Consider the following 15,297-nt stretch of genomic DNA (forward strand, 5'->3'; position numbering starts at 1 on the left):
CCCCGACCGCCTTCCGCCACCCGGACGTTTCGTGCGGTACCGCGACGTCGCGTACCGACTGCAGCACATGCCCGGCAAGTGGTGGATCTCGTCCAGCGAACCGGTCGACGAGTCGTTCGTCCAGAAAGGACGCCGCTCGTTCACGAGGCAGCTCGCGCACGACGACGTGCTGGACTGCTACGACCTCGCCCGCCCCGGCACCTATCGCGGCATGGCCGTCGAGGTCGTCACCAACACCGCGAACGAGTACGTGGTGACCACGCGCGACCCGAGGGCGGGCGCCGAGGGCTTCGAGCGGCGCGAGCACCGTGCACCGCTGGAGAAGCCGATCGCGTTCGAGGACCAGGAGCTGGAGTTCACCACCACGCTCACGCCGGTCCCGATGCCGTGGAAGATCGCTCACGACTGGGACCGGTTCGCCGAACGCCTCGCCGACACGTTCGCCGACGTGACCGAGGGTGTCTTCCTCATCGTCCACGCGGCGGCCGACCCGAGGCGGTACGTGCAGTTCGCCGGCGGGCCCAGGCTGCTCGACGCGGAGGCACCGGGGACGGACGTGGTGCACGACGCCGACGAGTTCCAGCTGCGCAGGTTCGACTGGACCCCGCCGGACGTCGCGCAACCCAACTGGACGTCCTCGCTCCGGCACACCGCGCCCGCGAACGAGTTCGCTCAGCTGGCGCGGGCCTGCGTCGCGGCACTGCACGAGGCGTACGGGATCATCGGCCCGGACGAGCTCCAGTACCGCGCGTGGAGCGAACGGCCGGGCATGGCGACCACCGCGGAGAGGTTCCCGGGGCTCGGGCTCGACTGAGCGCCCTACGAGTGGTCGATGGCCAGGTTCGCGAAACCCTTCGACCTGAACAACGCCTTGCCGTCCTTCTTGAAAGGGTTGCCGCAGTTGACGAACACGACGTTCGTCAGCTTCGGACAGTCCAGCAGCGCCTCGACGTTCACGACCTTCTTCGAGTTCAGGACGGTCAGCTGGACCAGGCCGGGCAGCGCCGGGAACACCGCGCAGTCGATCTCGGCGCGGATCCCGTTGAGGCGCAACGACTCCAGCGTGGGGATCGCGGCGAGGCGAGCCACCGGGAAGTCGCGTCCGGTGCCGCCGATCTCCAGCACGCGCAGCGGCGCCACCAGGTGGTCGAAGACGTCGGCGTTCTTCAGGTCCAGCAACTCCAGGTGCCGCAACGACGGCAGTTTCCCGAGCTGGCGCAGCACCGCGTGGTCGCCGGTGACGTTGGTGCGGAGGAACCCGAGCGGAGGCAGCGGGTCGACCACCTGCGGCAGCCGCGGCGTCGTGTAGGAGCTGACCCACATGAGCGCGCGCAGTCCGGGCAGGGCGGTGTCGGCGGCGAACGGGACCGGCGGGGCCTGCCCGTCGTCGTTGCCGATCACGAGCGACTTGAGCGTCGGCGACCTCAGATGTGCCACGAGTCGTGCGGGCAGCGTCAGCGACTCCAGGTTCACCAGGTCAGGCAGGTAGGCGGGCAGCACCGCCTTGCCCAGTTGGGCCGTCGTCGGGCAGAAGGCCAGGCTGCGGATCCGTGCCACGTCCTCTGGCCGGGGCGAACGTCCCCACGGGATCCGGACGGCACCGTCCTCCGTGTGGTGGTCGCACTCGTCGGCGTTGCCGACGCAGAAGGTCCCGTCACCGTCGAACGGGCCGAAATACCGCTCACGGCTCGCACCGAAGAGATCGACCTCCGACATGCCGGGCATCATCCCATCGCCTCCCGCGACGTGTCGGCGCTGCCACATCGGGTACTCGGACCCGGTATCCGAGGAAAGGCTCGAACCATGACCACCGTGTCCCGCACGTTCACCGTCGAGACCCCGCCCGAGGTCGTCGTGCCGTACCTGGCCGACTTCGGCAACGCCGAGCAGTGGGATCCCGGCACCGAGCGCTGCACCCGCAACGACAGCGGACCGGTCCGGCCGGGCGCGAACTGGCACAACACCTCGAAGATCGCGGGCATCACGACCGAGCTGACCTACACGCTGGAACAGCTCGCCGGCGACCGGATCGTGCTGGTGGGACGCAACGACACGGCGACGTCCACCGAGACCATCGAGGTCACGCCCAGCGGCGCGGGGTCGAGCATCACCTACACCAACGACCTGGAGTTCAACGGTGTCGCCAAGCTCGCGGCGCCGCTGGGCAAGGTGGTGTTCGAGAAGCTCGGCAACGACACCGAGAAGCAGATGACCGAGGTCCTCAACGGGCTGGCCAGGTAGTCCGTGGACCTCGCGAACCTGCGCCGGGTGGCGGCGCTGTCCGCCGCGGCCGTCGCGTCGATCCAGGCGACGGCCGCGGTGGTGGCCCTGCGCAAGGGGCGTCGTGACTACGCCGACGTCGCCTGGGGACCGGGGCTCGCCGGGGTGGCGGTCACGGGAGCGCTGGCCGGGAGCGGTGACGCGCGCAGGCGGTGGGCTCTGGCCGCCGCGGTGACGGCGTGGGCGGTGCGGCTGGAACACCAGATGCTGAAGCGGGTCCGCGGCAGCGAGAAGGAGGATCCGCGCTACACGGAGTTCCTCGACGGGGACTCGACGGCGACCGTGATCGGCAAGGTCTTCGTCACGCAGGGGGTGTGCCAGCTGCTGGTGTCCCTGCCGGTGCAGGTCGCGGCGGCCAGCGCTCTTCCGCGTTCGGCTCGCCGTTGGCTGGCGCCCGCGGGGCTGGCCGTCATGGTCGGCGGCGCGGTGGTCGAGGCGTTGGCTGACCGGCAGAAGACCGAGTACTCGAAGAAGGACGACCGGCCGGACGTGCTCGACACGGGTCTGTGGGGCTGGTCGCGGCACCCCAACTACCTCGGCGACTCCCTCGTCTGGGACGGGGCGTGGCTCACGGCGGCGGCGTCGTCACCGGCCGGGTGGACGCTGCCGGCGCCCGCGTTGATGAGCTACCTGCTGATGTTCGCCACGGGCGCGAAACGCACCGAGCAGCGGATGCGGGACCGTCCGGGATACCGCGACTACCAGGACCGCGTCGCGTTCTTCTTCCCCTGGCCATCACCCAAGAGCACCTGACCCCGGCCATGCGGCTGCTCGACCAGCGCGGCGACCTCGCCGGGATGAGCGGCCGCGCCGGTGCTCCTGGCGCCGTTGCTCCATCCGAGGTCCTCGCGCCAGCGCAGCACCGGCCCGAGCCCGGTGACCACCTGCCCGCGCATCGGACGCGTCGGCGTGAGCTCCAGGACGACCTGGGCGACGTCGATGCCCTGACGGGCGAGAGCGTCGACGACGCTGTCGAAGTACTGGGTGATCGAGATGGGCGTGAGTCTCTCACGGGTGTGGTGCACCACGCGCCTCCTTTGGGTCCATGCGAACCCCCACACCTTGCGTCGCACGGAGCAGCCACCCCAGAGCACAAGGTCCCGTCGTGACAGGGACCGACGCACGACGTCAGGCAGGCGGGACGAGAGTCACCGGCGCAGCTCCTCGGCGTCGATCGGCAGGTAGGTCTGCTCGTGCAGGTACTGCTCCAGCCGGTCCGCGACCCTGCGCTGCCACCGGTCGACGCTGCCGTAGAGGTGCTCGAACACGGTGGTGTCGAACGGGATCTCGTTGCCGTGGTACCAGCTGGGGCGCCCGAGCGGGGTCGCGGCGGTGAGCGTGGAGGTGGGCACGTCGACGTGGGTGGTCCGCCAGCCGCCCAGCGCGTTGCCGTGCTCGTCGCGCAGGATCTCGTCGGTGTCGCCGGCGGTGGCGAGCACCTTGCCGGGCACAGGAACGCGTCCGGTGCCGGACCAGTCCAGCAGCGCCTGCCACATCGCGTGCTGGACGTGGCCGTTGGGGAACGTGCTCCAGCGGGCGCCTGCCGGGAGCGGGCAGCCGGCGAGCCGGTCGCGGTCGGCGGCGGACATCTCGCGGGTCTCGCGGTGGGCCATGCCGGCGACCTCGTACAGGCGGAACGCCGCGCTGTCGGGACGGCGGTGGCTCAGGCCCCTGACCTGACCGCCGACCCCGCAGCGGCGCCGGACGCTCTGGAACTCGGCCTCCCCGAGCACCTCGATCACCGGGACGTCGACGTCGGGCAGCGCGGGACCGCCGGACGCTCCCGGCAGGTAGCCGTCGAAGGCGGGCGCGCCGCCGGCGAGCCGGAGCCGGTCGTGGTGGTGGCGGATGAACTCGCGCACGACACCGCCGGTCTGGGAGATGCCGCCGAGATACACCCTGCGCGCCTGGAACCCCGGCAGTCCTTCGCGCAACGCGGCCGAGACCTGGGCGAGGATCTCCGGTGACTGCGGGGTCGCGTCCCACCACCGCCGCATGAACCTGTCGTACTCCGCCACGACGTCGGCGTAGTCCGCGTCCGGCGAGAACGGGATGGTGGCGGCGAACTGCTGGGACAGCGGGCTTTCCGCGAACGTGAACGACCGGTACCTCCGCGGGTCGGCGTTCGCGATCAGCCCCATCGCGGAGGGCGCCTGGGAGTCGATCTCGACCCAGACGTGGTTGCCGCGCATGACGAACCGGTTGATCGCGCGCCACACCGAGGTACCGCCCCAGATGTGGCTCGGTTCGGCGATCACGGTGCCGCTGAAGCGCGCGGGGTCGGCGGGGCGGCGGACCAGGATCCTGGTGCCGTAGGGAGTTCCGGCGGCGGTGCCGGACACGAGGAACTCCTCCTGGACGTAGTCGTACCTCGCCATCCGGTCGGTGCCGTACGGTTCCAGCACCACCGCGCGGGAACCGGGGACGTCGGGGTGCGGGCCGGTGACGATGGCCGCGTTGACGGTCATGCATGTCCTTTCAGAGGGTGGGCGCGGCGTCGAGCAGGGTTCGGGTGTAGGCCTCCCGCGGCGAGTCGAAGATGTCGTCACGGGATCCGAACTCGACCAGGGCCCCGGCGCGCATCACGGCGACCTGGTCGCTGATGAACTCGACCACCGCCATGTCGTGGGAGACGAACAGCATCGCGAAGCCACGCGCCTGCTGGATGTCCTTGAACAGGTTGAGGATCTGCGCCTGGACGGAGACGTCGAGCGCGGAGACGGGTTCGTCGGCCACGAGCAGTTCGGGCTCCAGCGCGAGCGCCCTGGCGATCGAGATGCGCTGCCGTTGCCCGCCGGAGAACTCGTGCGGCAGCCGGCCGAGCCCACCGCGGGCCAGCCCGACCTCGTCGGCGAGCGCGGCCGCGCGCCGGCGCCGTTCGGGGCGGATGTGCAGGTCCTGGGCCCGGAACGGTTCGACGAGCAGGTCCTCCAGCGTCATCCTCGGGTTCAGCGAGTTCGACGAGTCCTGGAAGACCATCTGCATCGTCCGCCGGAACGGGCGCATCTTCTTCGGTGGCAACGAATCCAGCGACTGTCCCCGCACCGTCACCTGCCCGCGGTCGGGGGAGAGCAGGCCGACCGCCAGGCGGCCGAGCGTCGACTTGCCGCTGCCGGACTCGCCCACCAGCCCGACGGTCTCACCGGTGCGGACCTGGAGGCTCACCTCGGTGACGGCGGCCGTGCGGCGGCGCGCGAAGAACGGGCCGGAGGAGAAGTCCTTGCCGACGGCGTCGAGATCGAGCACGACGGTCATCGCGCACCTCCTGCCACGGCACGGGTCTCGTCGAGCACCGCGCGGTCGATCGTGGGAAGCCGGTCGAGCCGGCGGCCCAGCCGGGGCGCCGCCTCGATCAGCGCGCGGGTGTAGGGCTGCGCGGGTTCGGAGATGACCTGCGCGGTCGGTCCCTGTTCGACGACCCGTCCGTCGTACATGACCAGCACCTCGTCGCTGTAGCGGGCGACGAGCCCGAGGTCGTGGCTGATCAGCACGAGCGCGAGGTCGAGCTCCTCCCGCAGCCGCACCAGCAACCGCAGGATCTGTTGCTGCACGGTGGGATCGAGCGCCGTCGTCGGTTCGTCCGCCAGCAGCAACCGGGGACCGCACGAGATCGCCATCGCGATCATGACGCGCTGGCGCATCCCGCCGGACAGCTCGTGCACGTAGGCGTCGAGCACCCGCCGTTCGCGACCCAGGCCGACCTGCTCCAGCAGTTCCAGGGCGCGGTCGCGGGCCGCACGTCTGCCGAGCCCCAGGTGGTGGCGCAGCGGCCGGATCATCTGGGTTCCGATGCGCAGCAACGGGTGCAGGGCGCTCATCGGTTCCTGGAACACGTAACCGATCTCCGCGCCGCCACGAGCGCGACGCCGTGCCGCCGGCTCGCCGAGCAGTTCGCTGCCGTCGAAGAACACCGAGCCCTCCGCCGTGATCTGGGGCGGCAGGATGCCCATCACGGCCGCGGCGGTGATGCTCTTGCCCGACCCGGACTCACCGACGACGGCGAGGGTTCGTCCACTGTGGACTTCGAAGCCGACTTCCCGCACCAACGGGAGGTCCCCGATGCGCGCGGAGAGGCCGGACACGCGCAGTACTGGTTCAGATGTGGTGTGCACGCCGACTCCTCAGTAGCGGATGCGCGGGTCGAGCAGCGAATAGAGCAGGTCGATCACCAGGTTCAGCAGGACGTAGACCACGGCGATGAAGAAGATGCAGCCCTCGATGACGGGGTAGTCGCGGCGTTGCACGGCGGTCAGCAGGAGCTGCCCCAGGCCAGGGATCGAGAAGATGGACTCGGTGACCACGGCCCCGCCCATCAACGAGCCCGTGGTCAGGCCGACGACGGTCACCATCGGCACCACGGCCGCCCGGAAGACGTACTTGCGGATCACCGTGCGCTCGGGCAGTCCCATCGAGCGTGCGGTGGTGACGAACGGCTGGTGCAGCGAGTCCAGCACGCCCGCCCGGCCGTAGCGGAACAGCGTGGCGGCCTCCAGCAGGCCCAGTGAGATCGCGGGCAGCGCCAGGTGGTGCAGGAACAGCAGCGGGTCCTCGGTGAACGAGACGTACCCCGCCACCGGGAACACCTGCCACACCACGCCGAACACCGCGATCAGCAGCACGGCGAGCCAGAAGCTGGGCAGCGCGATGCCGATCGACGAGCCGAAGACCAGCAGCCGGTCGAGGAGGCCGTGCCTGCGGGTCCCCGCCGCGATGCCGAGCGCGGGTCCGATCAGCACCGCCACGGCGAGCGCGAGCACGGTGAGCTGCAGCGTCACCAGCGCGTGGTCGAACACCAGACCCGAGACGCGTTGCTCGGCGAACAACGAGTCGCCGAAGTCGAACCGCGCCACCCTGCCGATCCAGGTGAGGAACTGCTCCCACAGCGAGGCGTCCAGCCCGAGCCTCGTCCTGACCTCCGCGATCTCCTCCGAGGTCGCGGAGTCACCGGCGATGGCCGCCGCCGGGTCACCGGGTGCCAGGCGCAGCATGACGAACAACAGCACCATCGGGACGGCGACGGTGGGCAGCAGCGCGCCGAGGCGCTTGAGCAGGTAGTTGGTCACGGGGTACTCACTTCCTCGCCGACCGGGGGTCGAACACGTCGCGGAGGCCGTCGCCGAGCAGCACGAGCCCGAGCACGGTGGCCACGATGGCGAGTCCCGGGAACACCCCGATCCACCAGGCCGAGTAGAAGTACTGCTGGGCCGCGGACAGGCTGGTGCCCCAGCTCGGCACGTCCGGCGGCAGCCCGATGCCGAGGAAGCTGAGCGCCGCGACCGACAGCACGGTCACCGAGAACGCCAGCGCGGCCTGCACGATCGCCACGGACAGGGCTTCCGGCGCGACGTAGCGGAGCAGCACCCAGCTCGTCCGGGAGCCCAGCGAGGTCGTGGACTCCACCATCGGCATCGCCTTCACCGCGAGCGCCGCACCGCGCACCACGCGGGTCACCACCGGGATCAGCACGACCGTAAGACCGACGACCATCGTGGCGATCCCGTCGCCGAGCACCCCGACCAGACTGATCACCAGCACGATCGAGGGGAACGACATCAGGCCGTCCACCACCCGCATCACCAGGGCGTCGACCCACCGGAAGTACCCGCACAGCACACCGAGCACGTAGCCGGTCAGCACGGCGATCGCGGTCGTGACGGCGCCGATGGCGAGCGACGTGCGGGCGCCGTGGACCACCATCGTCCACAGGTCGCGGCCCTTCTCGTCGGTGCCGAACCAGTGGCTCGCGCTGGGCGGGCGCAACGTGCTGGTGGGATCGACCCGGTAGGGGTCGCCGCCGAGCAGCGGGGCCAGCACGGCGAGGACGACCATCAGCCCGAGCAGCGCGGCGCCCGCCATCGCGGTCCGGTCGCGCACCAGGTCTTGGAAACGTTGTCGCAGCATGGGATTCCTTAGGTGCGAGGCTTGGTGGTCCGTGACGCGACGCCGGCGGTGCGACTCAGGCGCGAGTTGCACCGGCCACTAGCGACCGAGCCAGACGTTGTAGAAGCCGCGGACCGTGCCGAGCGCCGGCGCGAACCCGCCGATGCGCGTGCTGGTGACGGCGAGGTTCCCCTCGAAACCGAGCTTGACGAACGGCAGGTCGGTCCAGACGAGCTCCTGCAGCTCGGTCCACGCGGCCTGCCGGGCGGCGTCGTCCGCGCCGGAGAGGATGCGGTTCATGAGCGCGTTCTTCGCCGGGGTGTTCCACCAGCCCGGGAAGCCAGAACTGAAGAACACCACGGTCAGCGGGTCCGAGTAGCTGGTTCCGGTGGCGAGGAACAGGTCCCACTGCGCGGGGTCGGCGCGGCGCGAGGTGAAGCTGGTCTCGTCGGTGGCCTGCAGGGCGACGTTGATGCCGGCGGCGGCGAGCTGCTGGCGGACGAGTTCGGCGTGCGGGTCGCGGCTCGGCCGGTACAGCACGCGCAGCGGCGTGCCGTCGTACCCCGCATCGGCGAGCGCCTTCTTCGCGCCTTCCACGTCCGGAGCGGAGTTGTAGATCTCGCTCGCGGCGGTCGAGTGCCACGGCGAGGACTCCAGGAACATCGCGGAGTCGTTGATGAAGTTCTCGGTCGAGCCGAGGCTCTGCAGGGCGATCTGCTTCGGGTCCAGCGCGCGCTGAACCGCCTGGCGCAGCTTGAGGTTCGTCGCCGGCCCCTGTTTGAGGTTGAACTGCACGATCCGGAACTGCCCGCCGGGCACGACGACCGGGTTCAGCTTGTCGTCGCGCCGGTAGCTCGGCAGCTGGTCCATCAGCGGACCGGACGGCGCGATGTCGACGGCGTCGGTCCGCAGCTGGTTGAGGACGTTGGACTCGTTGTAGGGCACGAACTTCACGCGGTCGGCGTACGCGGACTTCGCCCCGCTGGCCCCGTCCGCCTTCTCGGTGCGCGCGGTGTAGCCGTCGAAGCGGTCGAGGACGACCTGCCGGTCAGGGATGAACTCGCGCAGCTTGTACGGTCCGGTGCAGACGATGCGCGGCAACGGCTTGTTCGACGGCACGTCGGCCACGAGCGACGCGGGCATCACGTAGGCGGCGGTGTCCGGAGTGGACAGCAGCGCGGGCACCGCCGAGCTGGGCTGCTTGAGCCTGATGACGACGGTCAGGTCGTCGGCGGCGGAGACCGAGTCGAGGATCTTGCCGAAGGTGGCGCCGGGACTGCTTCCGGCGTACCGCCTCAGCGAGGCGGCAACGTCCAGGGCGCGCAACGGCTGACCGTCGTGGAAGGTGACACCGGCGCGCAGCCGGACCGTGTAGGTGGTGGCGCCGTCGTACTCGTAGCTCTCCGCCAACCCGTTGTGCACGCCCATGCGGGCGTCGTTCTCCCACAGCCCTTCGCACATCGTCGCGGCGGCGAGCCAGTTGCTGCGCAGCGTCGAGTACACGGGGTCCAGCGCGGTCGGCATGCTCGCGACCACCAGCTCCCCACCACGGCGAGGCGTGGACGTGTCCACAGTGGCCTTCGCGGCACAACCGGCCACTGTGGACACCACGAGCGCGACGGCGAGCACCTGGCGAAGCGTCTTCATCGGCACTCCTGGGAACGTCGGGCGGCGAGTGGCGCCCAGTATGCGTCCGCTCCCGCTCGGGAGCGCCCGGAGTTACCGCGGGCGCGGTAATGGTCAGCCGACGATGCCTGCGACCAGGTCGTAGCCGATCCCGTAGAGCCTGCTGGTCTGGATGCGGTGCTGGACCGTGCGCCCGTGCCGTGCCGACTCGACCAGCCCCACCTCGCGCAGGCGCCGCAGGTGCCGCGACACCTGCGGCTGCGTCATCCCCGTCCGCCAGGCCAGCTCGGTGGTGGTGCACTGCTCGTTGATGAGGTGCCGGCAGATCTCCAGCCTCCCCGCGTCGGTGAGCACGAGCAGGCGCTCCCGGATCTTGTCGAGCGTGTCGGCCCCACGCGGTCCGTGCTGCTCGGCCGGGTACTGGACCACGACGGGCGGCTGCAGCTGCGGCGGCCTGCCCTTCACCTTGTCGTCCTTGACGAGCAGGTGCGGCCGCCCGAAGTGGGACGGCACGAGCACGAGCCCACGTCCCCGCACCGACACCGCCGACTGCTGCAGCTTGCTGAACTCGACGGTGTGCTCGGCCACGTCGATGACGGAGTTCGCCGCCAGCGACCCGATCACCAGCGGCAACGGCTCCGTGCGCAACGACGCCCCGACCCGCTCCGCAGACCGTTCCAGAGAGGGACGAACCCGTTGCCACAACGCGCCGAAGAAGGTCTCCGAGGCCCCCAGCAGCAACCCGATCAGCCGCCCCCGCAACCTCTCCGGGTCCGCCACCAGCTCGGCGGCCAGCACCCCGCGCCGCGTGGACCGCTCCGCGCACGCCCTCACGAACTCCTGAGCGCTGGCGGCGTCGTCCAGCGGCCACCTGAAGTTCTGCCGCAGACCGAAGACCGCCATCCCCGCCATCTGTACGAACTCACCGAGGTCCAGCTCCGAGATCCGCCCGAGCTCGGCGTCGAGGTCACCGGCACCGCCGGACTCCAGCGGCAGCAACAACCGGGTGCGGAACCGCGCCCACAGAGGCGCCAACGCGACGCAGTCCGCCGCGGCGGGTGCGGGCAGGTCGGCGATCACGCGCCGCGCCCACGCCGTCCGGTCCGGGTGGTGTTCCGGTTCCGCGAGCACGTGCAGGCACGCCATGAGCTCGGCCACCACCGAACACCGGGCCGTCACCTCCGCAGGGCGGACGCCGTGCAGTCGCAACAGGACGGACATGGCAGAGGAGTCTAGGCGTCGCTCCCGGACACGGCCGGTGGAACTCCAGGGGCAGACCTTTTTCGCTCAGCTTCCGTGACGGCCCAGCAGACCGCGGGCGGCCAGGTTCTCCATCAACGCGGTGATGCCGAACGTCCAGTCCTCCGCGTCCTCGGCCGTGTTCACGACGTTCGTCAGCGCGCCCAACCGGGGAGAGGAGATGCGCACGACGTCCCCGACCCTGTGGGTGAAGCCCTCTCCGGGCTGGTCGCGGTCCTCGGTCGGGGCGAACATCGTGCCGGTGAACAGCACGAAGCCGTCGGGGTAGCGGTGGTGGGCGCCGAAGGCGTGGGACACGAGGTCCTCCAGCTCCCGGCTGATCTCGGAGACCGGGTTCACGCCGTGCAGCGCGAAACCGTCGGGGCCGGTGACGTCCAGGGCGATCTCGGTGGCCTTGGCGTCCGCCAGTGTGAACCCGTCGTCGAACAGCCGCAGGAACGGCCCGATGGCGCAGGAGGCGTTGTTGTCCTTCGCCTCGGTGAGCAGCAGGGCGCTGCGGCCCTCGAAGTCGCGCAGGTTGACGTCGTTGCCGAGCGTCGCGCCGACCGGGTTCCCGCGCGAGTTCACCACCAGGACGAGCTCGGGCTCGGGGTTGTTCCAGGCCGAGCGGGCGAGAACGCCGATGTCGGCGCCCAGTCCCACCGCCGAGAGCACCGGGGCCTTGGTGAAGATCTCGGGGTCCGGGCCGATGCCGACCTCCAGGTACTGCGACCACAGGCCCTCGGCCTGAAGAACCCTCTTCACCTCCGCGGCTTCCGCCGACCCCGGCCGCAGGTGGGAGATGTGGCCCTGGACGATCGCGCCCACCTTGCCGCGAATCTCCTCGGCCCGCCTGGGATCCCCGTCGGCGCGTTCCTCGATGACCCGCTCCAGCATGCTGCGGACGAACGTCACGCCGGCGGCCTTGAGCACCTGGAGGTCGACCGGCGCCAGGAACCGGGGAACAGCACCGGCCGGGTTCGCAGTAGCGGCCAGAACCTCCGCGAGCGGCCACGACGTGCCGCCCAGCCGGCTCCTGACGATCTCCAGCGCGTCCGGCCGTTCGAGCAGCGACGAGACGGTCGCCGTCAGCGGAGACAGGTCGACGACCTCCTCGCCGCGGATCGCCACGACGGAAGGCCCGCCCGCAGCGGGGTCGAAGACCCTCGCGACGAGTGCGGCGTCCGCGGCGTCCCGGGGGAGAACGTCGGCGGCGTTGAGCGAGATCCCCATGGAAGTCCTTAGGAAGGGCCGGCCGGATCGTGGTCACTGCACAGTACTCACCACTGTTCGCCGCGGCAGTAACGCTTTCCCTGCCCCAGAACGATGAAGCACCGAAGCCGGCCCGTTGCGCGCGTGGGGAGAAGATCGCATGCAGGTTCCTTCGGACTCGATGGAGATCGCCGAGCCTGAAAGGAGCGATGCCACCTCACCTGCCGGGGACGATCCGGCGTCGACGGTCCTGGTGGAGGTGCTTCCCGGTGTCGGCGTCGTCGGGGGTGAGGTCCCGCCGGACCTGAAGCCCGACCTGATCGACTTCGGGATCGTGCCCGCCGCCGACCGCAGGCAGATCTCGGCGATCCTCGCCTCGATCGGCAACGCGGCGACGTTGACCGGCAATCTCGGCACCGCGTTCACCAAGATGCAGGGGCTTTACCGGCTCGGCGATCAGACGCAGGCACTCCTGAACGCCGGCGCGAAGCTCGCCACCAAGGACGGCGGCTACCTCGGAACGGTGATCGGTCGCGGCGGCCTGAGCCAGGCCCGCTTCTACCCCCTGAGCACGGCGAGCAAGGCCGCGCCGATCGCGGCCTCGGTCGGGCCGGCACTGGCCATGGTCGCGCTGGAGATGATGCTGAAGGAGGTCTCGGGCCTCGTCAAAACCAATCTCGCGGTGACGAACCAGGTCCTCACCAGCATCCGCAAGGAGCAGTGGGCCGAACTGACGGGGCTCGTCGCCGTCGTCGAGCGCGCGCTCGATCAGGCCAGGGAGATCGAGTCGGTCCCGGCGTCGTTGTGGGAGGGCGTCGCGGGCAGCGGACCGTTGCTGCAGAAGCAGCTCGAGCTCTACCAGGGACAGGTCCGCGACCACGTCAACCGCATCGGCCGGGCCGACGCACGCGGCCACCGCGAGTACCTGCAGACCAACGCCGAGGTCATCGCCTTCGACGTCCGCGCCGCGCTGTCCTCCCTCAACGCGTGGACCGGATACCACGCGCTGCGCGCCGCCAGGGCGAGAGCCGCGGGACGTGACGACGCCGCCGAGGCGCAGTACGCCGAGGTCATCGCCCGCGACACGCGCGCGGAGTTCGACTCGACCCTCGCCGCGACGACGAGCCTCGTCGACGCGCTGGTGCGGGAGCTGCGGATCACGGCCGAGGTCCGCGACCCCGACGCGTGGCCGTTGTCGGGAAAGCGGAAGGACGTGAAGGCGGCCCGCGAGATCGCCGCCCGGCTCCTGGAGGCGATCGAGCCCCTTGCCGACTCCCTGCACCCGCCCGTCCCGCCGATCAAGGCGCCCGACGTCGTCTGCGGCCCCGAATCGCTGGACTCGGAGCCGTACCGCCGCATCCTGCGGTGGCTCTTCGAGGACGGTGAGACCCTGCGGGCCCTCGGCTTCCCCGAACCGCCCGATGACGGTGCTCTGTCCTCGATCGTCGGCGGAGCGATGGGCATGCTGGCGGCCGCGATGGACAAGACCGCGGACAGGACACTGGTCGCCGTCACGGATCGCCGCATCATCCTGGCCGCCACGAACACCTTCCTCGAACGAGCCGAGATCCACCAGGACGTCCCGGTCGACCAGGTGCGGTACGTGCGGGCACCCTCCGCGCCGGACAGCGGTGCGCGCCCGGCGATCGACCTCATCACGCGCGACGAGAACATCCGGTGGCACTTCCACGCCGGCGTCGAACGCGGTCAGGTGGACGCGCTCGCCGCCGTTCTCGCGGAGTCGATGACTATCCCGGACGCTGAACGCGATGAGCTACGGCGGGGGCACCACGTCTCCATCGAGAACGGCGGGAGTGCCGACGCTGTTCAGCGATCAGCTCTGCAGAGCTGATCGGGACGCCAGGCGGTCGCGTGTCAGAGGCCGGCCGTCCACCGTTGGTTCGGCGCCCCGTTGCAGTCCCACACCTGCAGCCGGGTGCCGTTGCCACCCTGACCGCCGGGCACGTCGAGGCAGCGTCCGGAGTTCGGGTTGAGCAGCGAGCCGTCCGCGCGGAGCACCCACTGCTGGAACACCGACCCGTTGCAGTCGTAGATCCAGAGCGGCGTCCCGTTGCCGGTCTGCCCGCCGGGGACGTCCAGGCATCGGCCCATCGCGCGGAGCGTGCCGTCGGTCTCCACGGCCCACTGCTGGACCGGCGCGGCGTTGCAGTCCCACAGCTGCACGGCGGTCGCGTTGAGCTGGCCGCCCGCGGCGATGTCGAGGCAGCGGCCCAGTTCGTTGCGCACGCCGCCGAGGGCTCGGGGGATCGTGGTGCCGACCGGGAGGCGCAGGACGTTCTCCCGCCGGTTGCCGCGGGACCAGGCCTGCTCACCCAGACCGATGCCGCCGCCGGCGATGCGACCCGTGAGGTAGTCGCGGTACCAGCCGAGCCAGTACGGGAGGTTGCCCGAGTTCTGGTTGTAGCCGTACGCGCCCGCGCAGTGCACGCCGTCGGTGCGGCTCGGGTCGTCGGCGCACTGCGGGGCGCGGCCGAGGCCGAGCTGCCGGAAGTAGAACTGGGACAGCCCGTGCAACGCCTCGTGCGTCCAGCCGGCCAGGGCGTCCTGGTTGTAGCCCAGGTCGTCGCGCGCGTTCACGCTGCTCCAGCCCGTGTTGTGCGGGCCGCTGCCGCCGAGCGTCCAGTACGAGTGCGCGCGGAACGGTCCGTACATGAGCACGCCGTCCCATTCGCCGGGACGTACCCAGCGCGCGGTGTCGCCGCGCACGTCCTCGGGTCGGATGATCCCCTCGGGGCTCGTGCTCGTCAGAGGGTCGGGGGAGACCTGCACGGAGGTCTGCAGGAGCACCGTGCCGCCGGTGAGGTCCCGCACCATGCGCGGCCACGTGGTCAGGAACGCGTTGCGCGCCGCGTCCACCTGGCCCGCGGACAGCTGCCCGCTCCAGCCGGGTGCCGTGGACGCCGGTTTGACGATCATCAGGAACCGCAGCGCGATGGCCGGTCGTGGTGCCGCCGACGCGGTGGCGGTCACCGCGGTCGTCAGTGCCAGCAGGGCGAACACGGTGGTCAGGGCGCGCCTGAACAGTGACATGGGTGGTCC

15 protein-coding genes are annotated in these 15,297 nt (G+C 70.7%); 4 read left to right on the forward strand and 11 right to left on the reverse strand.

The window, feature by feature from the left end:
* The first annotated feature begins 31 nt into the window (after nucleotides 1-31).
* Complete coding sequence (locus ACFWN2_RS03265) at nucleotides 32-814, forward strand: hypothetical protein (protein ID WP_382424628.1); 783 nt, start codon at nucleotides 32-34, stop codon at nucleotides 812-814.
* A 5-nt stretch (nucleotides 815-819) separates the two neighbouring features.
* Here ACFWN2_RS03265 and ACFWN2_RS03270 read toward each other — a convergent pair whose 3' ends face one another.
* Nucleotides 820-1,716, reverse strand: coding sequence for a hypothetical protein (locus ACFWN2_RS03270; protein WP_382424629.1), 897 nt, complete (start codon nucleotides 1,714-1,716; stop codon nucleotides 820-822).
* 87 nt (nucleotides 1,717-1,803) lie between these two features.
* Between ACFWN2_RS03270 and ACFWN2_RS03275 the strand changes: the two genes are divergently transcribed.
* Together ACFWN2_RS03275 and ACFWN2_RS03280 are read left to right on the forward strand one after the other, a co-directional pair.
* A complete protein-coding gene (locus ACFWN2_RS03275; protein WP_382424630.1) occupies nucleotides 1,804-2,241 on the forward strand; it encodes an SRPBCC family protein in 438 nt (145 codons plus the stop codon).
* Nucleotides 2,242-2,244: 3 nt separating this feature from the next.
* Nucleotides 2,245-3,033 (forward strand): DUF1295 domain-containing protein, encoded by a 789-nt coding sequence (locus tag ACFWN2_RS03280; protein ID WP_382424631.1) that lies wholly within the window; start codon nucleotides 2,245-2,247, stop codon nucleotides 3,031-3,033.
* On the opposite strand, the gene ACFWN2_RS03285 is transcribed toward ACFWN2_RS03280, so the two are convergent.
* The 9 genes from ACFWN2_RS03285 to ACFWN2_RS03325 form a co-directional block, all read right to left on the reverse strand.
* Nucleotides 2,979-3,305 (reverse strand): hypothetical protein, encoded by a 327-nt coding sequence (locus tag ACFWN2_RS03285; RefSeq protein ID WP_382424632.1) that lies wholly within the window; start codon nucleotides 3,303-3,305, stop codon nucleotides 2,979-2,981. The genes ACFWN2_RS03280 and ACFWN2_RS03285 overlap by 55 nt on opposite strands.
* Nucleotides 3,306-3,428: 123 nt before the next feature.
* Entirely contained in the window at nucleotides 3,429-4,748 is a 1,320-nt protein-coding gene (locus ACFWN2_RS03290; protein ID WP_382424633.1) for an alpha/beta hydrolase domain-containing protein, read from the reverse strand.
* 10 nt (nucleotides 4,749-4,758) lie between these two features.
* Nucleotides 4,759-5,535, reverse strand: coding sequence for an ATP-binding cassette domain-containing protein (locus ACFWN2_RS03295; RefSeq protein WP_382424634.1), 777 nt, complete (start codon nucleotides 5,533-5,535; stop codon nucleotides 4,759-4,761).
* Nucleotides 5,532-6,392 (reverse strand): ABC transporter ATP-binding protein, encoded by an 861-nt coding sequence (locus ACFWN2_RS03300; RefSeq protein WP_382424635.1) that lies wholly within the window; start codon nucleotides 6,390-6,392, stop codon nucleotides 5,532-5,534. The genes ACFWN2_RS03295 and ACFWN2_RS03300 overlap by 4 nt, the downstream gene beginning before the upstream one ends.
* A gap of 9 nt (nucleotides 6,393-6,401) precedes the next feature.
* Nucleotides 6,402-7,343 carry an ABC transporter permease gene (locus tag ACFWN2_RS03305; protein ID WP_382424636.1) on the reverse strand — a complete coding sequence of 314 codons (942 nt, stop codon included), beginning with the start codon at nucleotides 7,341-7,343 and terminating at the stop codon, nucleotides 6,402-6,404.
* 7 nt (nucleotides 7,344-7,350) lie between these two features.
* The gene (locus ACFWN2_RS03310; RefSeq protein ID WP_382424637.1) at nucleotides 7,351-8,181 is read right to left on the reverse strand and encodes an ABC transporter permease; all 831 of its coding nucleotides are present in this window, start codon (nucleotides 8,179-8,181) and stop codon (nucleotides 7,351-7,353) included.
* Nucleotides 8,182-8,259: 78 nt separating this feature from the next.
* Complete coding sequence (locus ACFWN2_RS03315) at nucleotides 8,260-9,807, reverse strand: ABC transporter substrate-binding protein (protein ID WP_382424638.1); 1,548 nt, start codon at nucleotides 9,805-9,807, stop codon at nucleotides 8,260-8,262.
* 93 nt (nucleotides 9,808-9,900) lie between these two features.
* Nucleotides 9,901-11,007 (reverse strand): DUF5937 family protein, encoded by a 1,107-nt coding sequence (locus ACFWN2_RS03320; RefSeq protein ID WP_382424639.1) that lies wholly within the window; start codon nucleotides 11,005-11,007, stop codon nucleotides 9,901-9,903.
* A 66-nt stretch (nucleotides 11,008-11,073) separates the two neighbouring features.
* The gene (locus ACFWN2_RS03325; protein ID WP_382424640.1) at nucleotides 11,074-12,258 is read right to left on the reverse strand and encodes a fumarylacetoacetate hydrolase family protein; all 1,185 of its coding nucleotides are present in this window, start codon (nucleotides 12,256-12,258) and stop codon (nucleotides 11,074-11,076) included.
* Nucleotides 12,259-12,397: 139 nt separating this feature from the next.
* On the opposite strand from ACFWN2_RS03325, the gene ACFWN2_RS03330 reads away from it, so the two are divergent.
* The gene (locus ACFWN2_RS03330; RefSeq protein WP_382424641.1) at nucleotides 12,398-14,089 is read left to right on the forward strand and encodes a hypothetical protein; all 1,692 of its coding nucleotides are present in this window, start codon (nucleotides 12,398-12,400) and stop codon (nucleotides 14,087-14,089) included.
* Nucleotides 14,090-14,112: 23 nt separating this feature from the next.
* On the opposite strand, the gene ACFWN2_RS03335 is transcribed toward ACFWN2_RS03330, so the two are convergent.
* Nucleotides 14,113-15,288 carry a ricin-type beta-trefoil lectin domain protein gene (locus ACFWN2_RS03335; RefSeq protein ID WP_382424642.1) on the reverse strand — a complete coding sequence of 392 codons (1,176 nt, stop codon included), beginning with the start codon at nucleotides 15,286-15,288 and terminating at the stop codon, nucleotides 14,113-14,115.
* Between the last annotated feature and the right edge of the window lie 9 nt (nucleotides 15,289-15,297).

This window comes from Lentzea sp. NPDC058436, assembly GCF_042721515.1.
Classification (GTDB): domain Bacteria; phylum Actinomycetota; class Actinomycetes; order Mycobacteriales; family Pseudonocardiaceae; genus Lentzea.

Excerpts from the sequence above, each read along its gene's own strand:
- ACFWN2_RS03270 (WP_382424629.1), bottom strand. The coding sequence starts at position 1,716 with ATGTCGGAGGTCGATCTCTTCGGTGCGAGCCGTGAGCGGTATTTCGGC.
- ACFWN2_RS03310 (WP_382424637.1), bottom strand. The coding sequence starts at position 8,181 with ATGCTGCGACAACGTTTCCAAGACCTGGTGCGCGACCGGACCGCGATG.
- ACFWN2_RS03330 (WP_382424641.1), top strand. The coding sequence starts at position 12,398 with ATGCAGGTTCCTTCGGACTCGATGGAGATCGCCGAGCCTGAAAGGAGC.
- ACFWN2_RS03335 (WP_382424642.1), bottom strand. The coding sequence starts at position 15,288 with ATGTCACTGTTCAGGCGCGCCCTGACCACCGTGTTCGCCCTGCTGGCA.
- ACFWN2_RS03290 (WP_382424633.1), bottom strand. The coding sequence starts at position 4,748 with ATGACCGTCAACGCGGCCATCGTCACCGGCCCGCACCCCGACGTCCCC.
- ACFWN2_RS03320 (WP_382424639.1), bottom strand. The coding sequence starts at position 11,007 with ATGTCCGTCCTGTTGCGACTGCACGGCGTCCGCCCTGCGGAGGTGACG.
- ACFWN2_RS03275 (WP_382424630.1), top strand. The coding sequence starts at position 1,804 with ATGACCACCGTGTCCCGCACGTTCACCGTCGAGACCCCGCCCGAGGTC.
- ACFWN2_RS03325 (WP_382424640.1), bottom strand. The coding sequence starts at position 12,258 with ATGGGGATCTCGCTCAACGCCGCCGACGTTCTCCCCCGGGACGCCGCG.
- ACFWN2_RS03295 (WP_382424634.1), bottom strand. The coding sequence starts at position 5,535 with ATGACCGTCGTGCTCGATCTCGACGCCGTCGGCAAGGACTTCTCCTCC.
- ACFWN2_RS03315 (WP_382424638.1), bottom strand. The coding sequence starts at position 9,807 with ATGAAGACGCTTCGCCAGGTGCTCGCCGTCGCGCTCGTGGTGTCCACA.